We start from the raw sequence: 12,008 nt of genomic DNA, 5'->3' as shown, positions 1-12,008 counted from the left end.
ACTTTTATTTGAGTTTTTGAGAACTAATTAATGGAACGGAAGATGGGAGTGAGTTTTCCAGTGACTTATTTGTCACCAATCATACCTAACTACAATTCGAGCGCAGGTTACCACTTTCAACAGTTAAATAGAAATGATTAAAGTCACAGATTTAATAGAAAAGTTATGCAAAAGTAAATTTTTTGGGCGAAATGTTGCTTGGTTAACATTTAAAGCGATTAAGTTACTGGTTAATTAGTATCCACGAGATTTAATAAAATAAAAAACATGAAAAAAGAGTACGATTCTACTGAAAAAGTGCATAAACATGCAAATTTTGATGCAATAAATTGGTTTTCAGTAAGAAAAATGGATTTATTATCTAATCTTCTAAACTTGATTTAATTTATTAATAAAAATGATAATGAAAATAAGCGAATTGAAAAGAGACTGTATTAGAAAGATAAGGAAGAAAAAAAGGAATGGCTGGGGTACCAGGATTCGAACCTGGGGATGCCAGGATCAAAACCTGGTGCCTTACCGCTTGGCGATACCCCAACAACAAAAGAAATGGTAGCTACGACGGGATTCGAACCTGTGACCCCAACATTATGAGTGTTGTGCTCTAACCAACTGAGCTACATAGCCATTTTTATTTCTTTAAGATGATTTTTTGCAACAAGAGGGGATAGTAGATGGCTGGGGTACCAGGATTCGAACCTGGGAATGCCAGGATCAAAACCTGGTGCCTTACCGCTTGGCGATACCCCATCCGGGAAATTCTACTATTGAATGTTTTAAGATGGCTGGGGTACCAGGATTCGAACCTGGGAATGCCAGGATCAAAACCTGGTGCCTTACCGCTTGGCGATACCCCAATCTTAAATTCAATACTACCGAGAAGGAAAATGGTGCGGGAGACAAGACTTGAACTTGCACACCTTGCGGCGCCAGAACCTAAATCTGGTGCGTCTACCAATTTCGCCACTCCCGCAAATAAATGGTGGCTATGACGGGATTCGAACCTGTGACCCCAACATTATGAGTGTTGTGCTCTAACCAGCTGAGCTACATAGCCATCTTTTTTTGCTTAACCTTCATCGGCGTTGCGGGGCGCATTATGCTAATTACAGACCCTACAGTCAACAGCTTTTTGCACTATTTTTCAGAAAATGCGTCTGTTTGTTTGTTGAATAATCATTTTGTCGATAAAGCCAGCAAAAAACAACCCTTAATTTGAAAAAAATCCGTTTTTGACTACTCGTCTGTTCAAAAAATAGTAGGGAGAAATAAAGGTATTTTTCGACGTTTGATTGTCAATGAAACCGAGATTATTTGATAAAATACAAATAGATTTTAAATTGAACAATAGCAGGGTGAAGGGATAGGTATTTTTTGATAGTGGGTCTCTCAAAGCAAAGAAGCAGGTTAAAACCTGCTTCTATTCGTTCATTGAGTAGAGTGAAATTAGTTATCAAACAGCTTTTGCAGTAATTCACCATTAAGCATTGCGCGTTTGGTTAAGGCAAATGCACCAATTGCTGAATTATGAACTAATTGGGAGGTGACAATCGGTAAGTTCTCACGAAAGCCTTTGAGTGCTTGAGTATCAATACAGCTTTGAATCGCAGGCAGTAAAATTTGCTCGGCCTCAGTAATATCCCCTGCAATCACCACTTTTTCTGGGTTGAACAAGTTAATGGTAATCGCAACGGCTTTACCAATTTGCCGGCCAACGTGCTGAATAACTTCGGTGGCCAGTGGGTCGTTTTTATTTGCGGCTTGGCAAATAGAGGAAATCGTGCAAGTTTCTGCAGTAAGGGTGCTGGAGTAGCCTTGCTCTAAACGTTGTTTAACGCGCGCTTCAATCGCTTGGTTGGAGGCAATGGTTTCTAAGCAGCCAAAATTACCACAGTGGCACAACTCACCAAGAGGGTCGACTTGAATGTGGCCAATTTCCCCTAAATTACCGCGATGGTTGAGCAATATTTCTTTATTGATCACAATACCAGCCCCAGCACCTCTGTGAATACGCACTAGTAAAGAGTCTTCGCAATCCCGAGTAGCGCCAAAAAAGCTCTCAGCAAGTGCAAGGCTGCGAATATCGTGGCCAACATAACAGGTGATATTAAAATGGGCTTGTAGGTTATCAATTAGGTGCCAGTTATCCACTTTGATGTGGGGCATATAGAAAATAATGCCACGATTTGGATTGACTAAACCAGGTAGGATAATTGAAATGGCAATCAACTCTTTGATACGACGATGATTTTGTTCGATAAAATCTTCGAGGGAGGCAATCAATTTTTGCTCGACCGCTTCTTGGGTAGGCTCAGAGATAGGGTAGTGCCCATCCACAATCATTTTTCCGCCTAAGTCGTACAATGCAATAGTGGCATCATAGCGGCCTAAACGGACACCAATGGTGTGGAAGTTTTTGTGTTCAGAAACAATAGAGATAGCACGACGGCCCCCTGTGGAGGCCTGCTGGTCAACTTCTTTAATTAAACCGCGTTCGAGTAGCTGGCGAGTGATCTTAGTGACACTGGCTGGGGCAAGCTGGCTTTGTTCCGCTATCTGAATTCTTGATATCGGACCCTGTTGGTCTATCAAGCTATAGACGACAGCACTATTGAGTTGTTTGACGAGGTCAATATTACCAATTTGCTTTAGCGAGTGGCTTTGATTCATTAGCTAGTTACTCATTTTGTAGACTTCCTTTCCGTTTACGTAAGTCGCGAGAATAGTGAAGTCGTGGTTAAATGCGGTCAAATTCGCAATTTTACCCGGAGCAATTGACCCTAAAGTTTCATCAACTCCGATGGCTCTTGCTGGATAGAGCGTTGCCATTCTAAGTGTTTCATCCAATGCGATACCGACATGTTCTACGCTGTTTCTGACTGCTTCAATCATCGTCAGTGACGAACCGCTGAGTGTGCCATTTTCATCAACACATAATCCATCACGATAGTATATGGTTTTACCTGCGAAGATAAAATGATCCATTTCACCAGTTTGAGGATCAATTCCTGCTGGTGCTGTTGCATCTGTCACTAAAATTAATTTATCACCTTTCAGATGCTTACTGTTCCGAATGTTAGCCCATTGAACATGTAAGCCGTCGGCAATAATGCCTGCATACACTTCTGGCGTATCATAAATGGCGCCAACTAAACCTGGGCCACGGCCTGAAATGTATGGCATCGCATTGAAAAGGTGAGTTGAGAAACGGATACCAGCTTTAAAGCCAAGTTTCGCTTCTTCGTATGTGGCATTTGAATGCCCCGCAGAAATCACAATGCCAGCCTCTTTTAATTGGCGAATATAATCGAGATCGACCATTTCAGGCGCTAAGGTGACTTTTGTGATGGCATCGGCGTGGGAGGCCAAATAATCAATCATTTGAGCTGAAGGCTGGCGAATAAATTCAGGGTTATGGGTCCCTTTTTTGATCACATTAATATAAGGACCTTCTAAATGTAGGCCAAGGGCTTGGTTTTTGTGATCTTTTAAATATTCAGTCATGACGTTAATGCCATGTTTCATTAGATCATCAGAGCAAGTGATCAGCGTTGGTAGGTAGCTAGTACAACCTGTGCGTTCATTGGCTTTTTGCATGATATCTAAATTTTTCAATGTGACATTTTCTTTGTTGTCATTGAATTGAACGCCACCGCAGCCGTTAACTTGCAGATCAATAAAACCAGCAGAGAGAATTGCGCCTTGCAAATCGTGTTGTGGGATATTTGCAGGTATTTCAGAGACAGGGCAAACCTCTTTGATGATTTCACCATCAACGATGACAGCATGGTTATCCAGTCTTTCATGACCTGTATAAATAATGCAATGAGTTAGTGCATACATGGTTTTAAACTCCTGACCTCTGGAAAAATGGGTCACCGACTAGCCGTCGCCAGTCGGGTGATTGATAAATATAATCTTAGTTAAACGTCTCAATAATTTCAGATTCTAGCTGTTTGAAGTATTTGAGTGTTTTGACTTTTAACTCGAGTGTTGCAGGCTCATCACAGACAATCAGCGCTTTTGGATGCATTTGTACACAGCTCACTGTCCACATATGGTTGATGGAACCTTCCACGGCAGCGTGAACTGCATTTGCTTTATTCGCACCTGTTGCCAAGACCATTAGCTCTTCTGCATCCATTAATGTGGCAACACCCACCGTTAACGCAAATTTTGGCACTTGGTTGATATCGTTATCAAAGAAGCGTGAGTTTGCTTGGCGTGTTTCTGGGGTTAACGTTTTGATTCGGGTACGAGAATTTAGTGATGAACCTGGTTCATTGAATGCAATATGGCCATCATTTCCTACGCCACCCATGAACAAATTGATTTTGCCATAAGATTTAATTTTATCTTCATAACGTTGACATTCCTCATCAACATTTGGGGCATTCCCATTGAGCAGATTGATGTTTTCAGCTTGGATATCAATATGGTTGAAGAAATTATCATGCATAAACGTATGGTAGCTTTGTGGATGATTAGCAGGAATGCCAATATATTCATCCATATTAAATGTCACCACATGTTTAAAGCTCACTTTACCTGCTTGATACAAAGCAATCAGCGCTTTATAGGTTGCGAGTGGTGTGCCACCTGTTGGTAAGCCGAGAACGAAAGGGCGTTCAGCGGTTGGGTTGAATGCGTTGATTTTATCAGCGATATACTGTGCAGACCAAGTGCCGACATCATGCGCATTGTTTAATGGGATTAGCCTCATGTTTCAATTACCTCTAATAAGTCTGTGAAATCTTTCATATATATGTGTATCCCTGATGTTATGCATTAGATATAGGAATACTCGTTATACTACAAATTTATTACGCGTTGGTGTTGGTATACAGTGCCGTTTTAACGGCTGCACCTGCATTTTAAACGCGCTGAGAATATACAGGTTAATGACGTAAATAAGTTATTTTTAATCATAAAATAAGTTTTCAATAATAGCTACTAATTTAGTCAGAACATGAACGATTTCGTTGACATTTATCACAAATCGCACCTATTTATTTTGCATCGCGAAACAATTAATCTAAAGTATGAAACTGATATAATTAATCATCAAATATTATCGGTTGCTGATCATTGATCGATTGAACAATAAGATCCTGTTAATGGGGCAAAATAAGGTTATAAGGGGGAGTTTGTGAATATTCTTAGCTACTTACAGCGGATTGGTAGGGCACTGATGGTGCCAGTTGCTGTACTACCAGCCGCAGCAATCCTAATGGGGATTGGCTATTGGATTGACCCAGATGGTTGGGGCGCTAATAGTGCAATCGCGGCGTTACTGATTAAATCTGGTGCGGCAATTATTGATAATATGTCCGTGCTATTTGCAATTGGTGTTGCATATGGGATGTCGAAAGATAAGGATGGTGCTGCGGCACTGACTGGTTTTGTCGGCTTCTTAGTGGTGACAACACTGTGTTCTCCTGCATCTTATTCTATGATTATGAATGTTCCTCTGGAAACTGTCCCAGCGGCATTCGGTAAAATTAATAACCAGTTCGTGGGTATTTTAGTTGGGGTACTGTCAGCTGAATTATACAATCGCTACAGTGGTGTTGAGTTACCAAAAGCGTTGTCATTCTTTAGTGGTCGTCGCCTCGTGCCGATTTTAACCTCATTCCTAATGATCATCTTAGCCTTCGTTCTGATGTACGTCTGGCCAGTGGTGTATAACGGTTTAGTGTCTTTCGGGGAAAGCATTAAAGATTTAGGTTCTGTCGGTGCGGGTATTTACGCATTCTTTAACCGTCTGTTAATTCCTGTTGGCTTACACCATGCACTGAACTCGGTGTTCTGGTTTGATGTTGCGGGTATTAACGATATTCCAAACTTCCTCGGTGGGGCTAAATCTATCGAAGCAGGTCTGGCAACGGTAGGTATCACAGGTCGTTACCAAGCTGGTTTCTTCCCAATTATGATGTTTGGTCTACCAGGTGCAGCACTCGCTATTTACCACTGCGCACGCCCTGAAAATAAAGCCAAAGTAGCTGGTATCATGATTGCGGGTGCATTTGCGGCATTCTTCACGGGTATCACTGAGCCGCTTGAATTCTCATTTATGTTCGTGGCACCAATCCTGTACGTTATTCACGCACTGTTGACTGGTATTTCTGTGTATATCGCAGCAACAATGGAGTGGATTTCGGGCTTCGGCTTCAGTGCAGGTTTAGTGGATATGCTGTTGCAATCGCGTAACCCATTAGCAGTTCAATGGTACATGTTGATTGTTCAAGGCTTAGTCTTCTTCTGTATTTACTACGTGATTTTCCGCTTCATGATCCGCAAATTTAACCTGTTAACTCCAGGCCGTGAAGAAAGCGCGGGTGATGAAACTATTGATGGCTACGATGAAAGCCTCAGCCCTGCCAATACCACGGATAGCGATATCCAAAAAGAAGCACGTCAGTACGTCTCTGCGGTAGGCGGTAGCGATAATATCGTGAATATCGATGCGTGTATCACACGTTTACGTTTAACGGTAAAAGACACTGCAATTGTTAACGATGCGATGACAAAACGTCTTGGTGCTTCAGGTGTTATTCGCTTGAACAAACAAAACGTACAAGTGATTGTAGGAACGCGCGCTGAGTTGGTTGCTAAAGCAATGACGGAAGTGATTGCGAAAGGGCCGATTGCCGGTACTGCGCCTGTTGCAGCCGCGGAAGAGAAAAAAGCAGCAGAGCCAGCGAAAGCGAAAGGCAATGCGATTTTATCCCTCGTTGCGCCAGTCAGTGGGCAAGTATATTCCCTCGATGATGTACCAGATGAAGCGTTCTCTAGCCGCATTGTGGGCGATGGTATTGCCATCAAACCAACCAGCAGTGAAGTTTTAGCCCCTGCATCAGGTACAGTGGTCAAGATTTTTGAAACTAACCATGCATTCTGCCTTGAAACTGAAAATGGCGTAGAGCTCATCGTTCATATGGGTATCGATACCGTTGCGCTGAAAGGTGAAGGTTGTGCGCGTTTAGTGGAAGAAGGTGCCGAAGTCACTGCGGGTACACCAATCCTGAAATTAGATTTACCGTTCCTTGAAGCGAATGCTAAATCAATGATTAGCCCTGTTATCATCAGCAATATCGATGATTTTGCTGGCGTCGAGATTTTAGTTGAAGGCGACGTGAAAGCAGGCGAAACGGTTATTTATAATGTTCTGAAATAATGTATTAAGTCTGATTTAAGTTTGTGATGATGCCAGCCGATAAAAAGGCTGGCATTTTTTATGGACGTTATCGGATAAAAACTTGTGGGATACGGTCAGATTTAATGAAATAACCAATCCACAGCGCGGCACTGAATGTGCTCATGAGTATTTGCTGGTAATCTGTATTGGTTAATTTAGCACCATAAATTATGGCGATAAAAACGGTAAAATACAGCGTTACGATGAGCGCAAAAATGTAGTAGGAAATCATAACCCATTTAGTCGCTTTTTTCTTATTAAAGAAAAACCAACAAGCGACGAGTGTGATAATTATATAGACAAGTTGTAGCACAATGGCGCCAAGGTAAAATGCAGGAACACCCTTCGTATTTTCAGCATAATAGGTGACAACTTGGACTAATTGGTATGCCCCAAAGATAGACAAAAATGCGGTAATAATTAGCCCTAAAGCTGGCAGATAAAGTACGCCATTAATTTTATGGACTTCCAATTGTTCGCATTCATGACACCAACCAGACTCTTTATTCGCTTCGCGCTCATTGCAGTTAATACATTTCATTGACTTACCCAGCTGTGAATTTTTAGATTTAACTATTATCGGGATATTTTTTGAATAAATGAATTCTTAGAGGCACATTTATTTCACTTAGTTGGTTTAGTCATGTAGGAAATAAGTTATCAATGTTAACAATGTTGGCGAAATCTCAAAGCAGGTTGTCGAATCTGCACAAGCAAGGCGGCTTACTCATCGATAAGATATTTTCTCAATGACTGATGAGGAATTTTCTGTGGAACTGCTTCTTTGCTTATTTGGGTTTATTTCAGGGATCACAACTGCATTATTTGGTTTTGGTGGTGGGTTTATCACGGTTCCACTGTTGTATGCATTAATTACCTTAGTCTGGGGGCCGCAAAGCGATGCAAGCGCAGTGGCAATGCAAGTTGCGGTGGCAACCTCCACTTGTGTGATGATTTTTTCATCAACGCTATCGAGCCGTGCCCATTATTTAAAAGGCAACCTAAGCTGGCCAATTATCAAGCCGTTTATTATTCCGATTTCAATTGGCGGAATAGTTGGGGCAATTGTGGCGTTATCGGTAGATAGTGCGTTGATCCGCTGGATATTTATTGGTTATTTGATAATCACGATTTTGGATTGTTTTATTCGCCCTGGTTTTATGCAAACAGGATCGGAAGGTATCAAAGCTTCTCGAGGGGGCATTTTTGCTGATACCCCGATTGGTGTGGTGATTGGTGCTGTGGCGGCATTTTTAGGGGTGGGCGGTAGTGTGATGACCGTTCCATTAATGCGACGCCGCGGTGCGAGTATGATCCAAGCGGCGGCTTTTGCTAACCCATTGACGCTACCGATGGCAATCACAGGGACATTAACTTACTTTTATTTTGCAATTGATAAGCACGTTGACCTCGGCGCAGATTTTCTTGGCATGATTTACCTCAAAGGCGCGTTGATTTTGATTGTTGCTTCTTGGTTGGGGATCCGTTTTGCTTCATTATTAATGCCTTACCTCAGCGATAAGCGCCATGCACAAAGCTACCCATTGTTGCTGTTAGTGGTATTAACCGTGATGTTATTGACCTAAAAAAGGCGAGCAAGCAGAGCTCAATGTGCCTATTTTTTGTTGTGTTTGCCTCTTTGCTATAGCTTTTATCGGTTAAGCTCAATCAAACGGTTGTTTCCTGACGGATTATGGTAGAATATATCTGGTTACTAACCGCTTTTAGCGCGCTTTTGGCATTGAGGAATGATGACAATGAATGAGGCAGATGCTCGCCCAACAAATTTTATCCGTCAGATCATAGATGAAGATCTGGCGAGCGGAAAACACACGTCGGTCCATACGCGTTTTCCACCAGAACCGAATGGCTATTTACACATCGGCCACGCGAAATCAATCTGCTTGAACTTTGGCATTGCAAAGGACTATCAGGGACAGTGCAACTTACGTTTTGACGACACCAACCCTGTTAAAGAAGACGTCGAATACGTTAACTCAATCCAAGAAGACGTCAAATGGTTAGGTTTCGAGTGGACGGGCAATGTTCGTTACTCTTCTGACTATTTTGATACTTTATATCAATACGCCATTGAGCTGATTAAAAAAGGCTTAGCTTACGTTGATGAGCTAAGTGCGGACGAAATTCGTGAATACCGTGGCACATTAAAGGAGCCTGGTAAAAATAGCCCATACCGTGAACGCTTAATCGAAGACAACCTCGCATTATTTGAAAAAATGCGTGCTGGCGGCTTTGAAGAAGGTAAAGCGTGTTTACGTGCGAAAATCGATATGGCATCGCCATTTATGGTCATGCGTGATCCCGTTTTATATCGTATTAAGTTTGCAGAACACCACCAGTCTGGCAATAAGTGGTGCATTTACCCAATGTATGACTTCACGCATTGTATTTCTGATGCGCTAGAAGGGATCACACACTCTTTATGTACATTAGAATTCCAAGACAACCGTCGTTTATATGACTGGGTACTGGATAACATCACGATTGATTGCCATCCACGTCAGTACGAGTTTTCTCGTCTGAATTTGGAATATACGGTGATGTCTAAGCGTAAGCTGAACCAATTAGTGACAGAAAAGCACGTGAACGGCTGGGACGATCCACGCATGTTAACCATTTCAGGTTTACGTCGTCGTGGCTATACCGCTGCGTCAATCCGTGAGTTTTGCCAACGCATTGGTGTGACTAAACAAGATAATAACGTCGAAATGGCGTCACTAGAGTCATGTATTCGTGATGATCTGAACGTGTCGGCTCCACGTGCCATGGCGGTGATTGACCCTGTGCGTGTGGTGATTGAAAACATGCCAGCAGGCGAAGAAATTTTAACGGCGCCAAATCATCCAAATGACCCTGAAATGGGTACGCGTAAAGTGCCTTTTAGCAATGAAATTTATATTGACCGTGCGGATTTCCGTGAAGAAGCCAATCGTCAATTTAAACGTTTAGTGTTAGGCAAAGAAGTGCGCTTACGTAATGCATATATCATCAAAGCAGAACGTGTGGAAAAAGATGCTGATGGCAACATCACAACCATTTTCTGTACGTATGATGCAGGCACATTAAATAAAGACCCAGCCGATGGACGTAAAGTGAAAGGTGTTATTCACTGGGTAAGCGTACAACATGCATTGCCAGCGGAAATTCGTCTGTATGACCGTCTGTTTACTGTGCCAAACCCTGGTGCGGAAGAGGATTTCTTATCGGTTATCAACCCAGAGTCGCTGGTTATTCGCCAAGGCTTTGTTGAACCAAGCTTAAAAGATGCTGCCCCTGAAAAGGCGTACCAATTTGAGCGTGAAGGGTATTTCTGTGCGGATAATAAGTTAAGCAGCGCAGATCATTTAGTGTTTAACCGGACTGTTGGGTTGCGTGATACTTGGGCGAAAATCGAAAATTCTTAATTTGATGTCCCCGTCATACTTTGCACCACAGGGGTGTTGGCTTCATTAAGTTACTCGAGTCACATACATATGTATGCTCACGGGATAACTTAATTTGCCGCCTACCTGTGGTACAAATTATTTAGGGGCCAGACCGAGTATTAGAACAAAAAAAACGCTGGCAAATAAATGCCAGCGTTTTTTATAGTAATCTACAAAGCCTGCAGAATCTATTCGGGCTTGCTATCTACTTTTTCTTTTAATAAATCATGTAAATATTGATTGGCGGGGAATACGTTACCTTGGGCGTCTTTAACTTGGTATGCTTCGCCTGTGATGGACGATTTTGAGGCCACATTGTCAATAAACTGTTCAGTGGTGTTTAGGCGTTTTTCTGTTTTGCGTAATTTTAAACGTAAATGGGATTCTGCATCGGCCGCGTTATGTTCTGTGCCGTTACGAGTAAATGTCAGGTTTTGTTGCTTACCAAGTTCCGTGAGTAAAGATTCAGTACGCGTTTTTTCTTCTGGGCTTAACGCGAGGGCTTGAGTAGTCACAAAAATCCCTAAAAAAAGGACTAAGGCAGATGAAAAGCGGTTTGATAATTGGGTCGTTAATGTTTGCACGAATTTCTCTCCATAGAAAATAATGGGGAAATTATAGCCAGCCAAGGGGTTTAAACTAGCGGAAAGATTCCGAGAATTGGGTGTAAAATGACTTATGGCATAAACCGATAGCCAATGCCTGTTTCCGTTAATAAATGAATAGGGCGAGTCGGGTCATTTTCCAGTTTTTGCCGTAAATGCCCCATATAAATCCGCAAATAATGGTTATGCTCAATATAACTAGGCCCCCACACTTGCAATAACAAATGTCGTTGAGTCAAGACTTTACCGCTATTGGCAACTAACTCGCTAAGTAAACGAAACTCGATAGGCGTTAGGTGTAATTCTTCGTTTTGCTTAGTGACAATGCGATTAATAAAATCGACAGTGACATCCCCAAATTGAAATTGTGAGCTTTCTTGACCCACTTTACCAAAGCGGCGTAATGCTACACGGACTCGAGCTAGTAACTCACTGATACCAAAAGGTTTTGTTAAATAATCATCCGCACCTGCATCAAGAGCCGCAACTTTTTGTGATTCTTCTTCACGGGCAGACAAAACAATAATGGGAATGCTGCTCCATTTTCGTAAATCACGAATTAAATCAAGGCCATCACCGTCAGGCAGCCCGAGGTCTAAAATCAGTAAATCCGGTTGCCTTGTACCTGCTTCAATCAAACCCCGTTGGCAATTCTCAGCTTCGAAAACTTTCCAGCCTTCACCCTCCAATGCAAGTCGGACAAAGCGGCGAATTTCTTTTTCATCTTCAATAATCAGAATTTGATGGCTGCTCACAATA

Annotated in this window: 9 protein-coding genes and 6 tRNA genes; 3 read left to right on the top strand and 12 right to left on the bottom strand. The window is 42.1% G+C overall.

All coding sequences use genetic code 11. The features are described 5' to 3' along the window. Positions 1-462 precede the first annotated feature (462 nt). From ACE2AL_RS15245 to nagB, 9 genes are all read right to left on the bottom strand, one after another. Positions 463-537 (bottom strand) — tRNA-Gln (locus tag ACE2AL_RS15245). Positions 538-550: 13 nt separating this feature from the next. Then, a tRNA-Met gene (locus ACE2AL_RS15240) sits at positions 551-627 on the bottom strand. Positions 628-675: 48 nt separating this feature from the next. Next, positions 676-750: transfer RNA gene (locus ACE2AL_RS15235), tRNA-Gln, on the bottom strand. A 32-nt stretch (positions 751-782) separates the two neighbouring features. Further along, positions 783-857: transfer RNA gene (locus ACE2AL_RS15230), tRNA-Gln, on the bottom strand. Positions 858-888: 31 nt separating this feature from the next. Further along, a tRNA-Leu gene (locus ACE2AL_RS15225) sits at positions 889-973 on the bottom strand. A gap of 7 nt (positions 974-980) precedes the next feature. Then, positions 981-1,057: transfer RNA gene (locus ACE2AL_RS15220), tRNA-Met, on the bottom strand. Between the two features lie 389 nt (positions 1,058-1,446). Continuing rightward, positions 1,447-2,670: an ROK family protein gene (locus ACE2AL_RS15215; RefSeq protein WP_206085283.1), complete on the bottom strand. Its 1,224-nt coding sequence runs from the start codon at positions 2,668-2,670 to the stop codon at positions 1,447-1,449. A 3-nt stretch (positions 2,671-2,673) separates the two neighbouring features. Further along, entirely contained in the window at positions 2,674-3,843 is a 1,170-nt protein-coding gene (gene nagA / locus ACE2AL_RS15210) for an N-acetylglucosamine-6-phosphate deacetylase (protein WP_206085284.1), read from the bottom strand. Between the two features lie 76 nt (positions 3,844-3,919). Continuing rightward, entirely contained in the window at positions 3,920-4,723 is an 804-nt protein-coding gene (gene nagB, locus ACE2AL_RS15205) for a glucosamine-6-phosphate deaminase (RefSeq protein WP_272539849.1), read from the bottom strand. 426 nt (positions 4,724-5,149) lie between these two features. On the opposite strand from nagB, the gene nagE reads away from it, so the two are divergent. Next, positions 5,150-7,177 carry an N-acetylglucosamine-specific PTS transporter subunit IIBC gene (gene nagE, locus ACE2AL_RS15200; protein ID WP_206085286.1) on the top strand — a complete coding sequence of 676 codons (2,028 nt, stop codon included), beginning with the start codon at positions 5,150-5,152 and terminating at the stop codon, positions 7,175-7,177. Positions 7,178-7,244: 67 nt separating this feature from the next. Here nagE and ACE2AL_RS15195 read toward each other — a convergent pair whose 3' ends face one another. Then, positions 7,245-7,739 (bottom strand): DUF2569 domain-containing protein, encoded by a 495-nt coding sequence (locus ACE2AL_RS15195; RefSeq protein ID WP_272682089.1) that lies wholly within the window; start codon positions 7,737-7,739, stop codon positions 7,245-7,247. Positions 7,740-7,968: 229 nt separating this feature from the next. Between ACE2AL_RS15195 and ACE2AL_RS15190 the strand changes: the two genes are divergently transcribed. Beyond that, positions 7,969-8,784: a sulfite exporter TauE/SafE family protein gene (locus ACE2AL_RS15190; protein ID WP_375083655.1), complete on the top strand. Its 816-nt coding sequence runs from the start codon at positions 7,969-7,971 to the stop codon at positions 8,782-8,784. Between the two features lie 171 nt (positions 8,785-8,955). Beyond that, positions 8,956-10,623, top strand: coding sequence for a glutamine--tRNA ligase (glnS, locus tag ACE2AL_RS15185; protein ID WP_349422790.1), 1,668 nt, complete (start codon positions 8,956-8,958; stop codon positions 10,621-10,623). Positions 10,624-10,832: 209 nt separating this feature from the next. On the opposite strand, the gene ACE2AL_RS15180 is transcribed toward glnS, so the two are convergent. Beyond that, positions 10,833-11,228: a DUF5329 family protein gene (locus tag ACE2AL_RS15180; protein WP_206085290.1), complete on the bottom strand. Its 396-nt coding sequence runs from the start codon at positions 11,226-11,228 to the stop codon at positions 10,833-10,835. A 92-nt stretch (positions 11,229-11,320) separates the two neighbouring features. After that, positions 11,321-12,004 carry a two-component system response regulator KdpE gene (kdpE, locus tag ACE2AL_RS15175; RefSeq protein ID WP_206085291.1) on the bottom strand — a complete coding sequence of 228 codons (684 nt, stop codon included), beginning with the start codon at positions 12,002-12,004 and terminating at the stop codon, positions 11,321-11,323. Positions 12,005-12,008: the final 4 nt, after the last annotated feature.

The organism is Providencia xihuensis (assembly GCF_041953405.1).
GTDB lineage: Bacteria > Pseudomonadota > Gammaproteobacteria > Enterobacterales > Enterobacteriaceae > Providencia > Providencia vermicola.
This window is presented reverse-complemented; position numbering and strand designations above follow the sequence as displayed.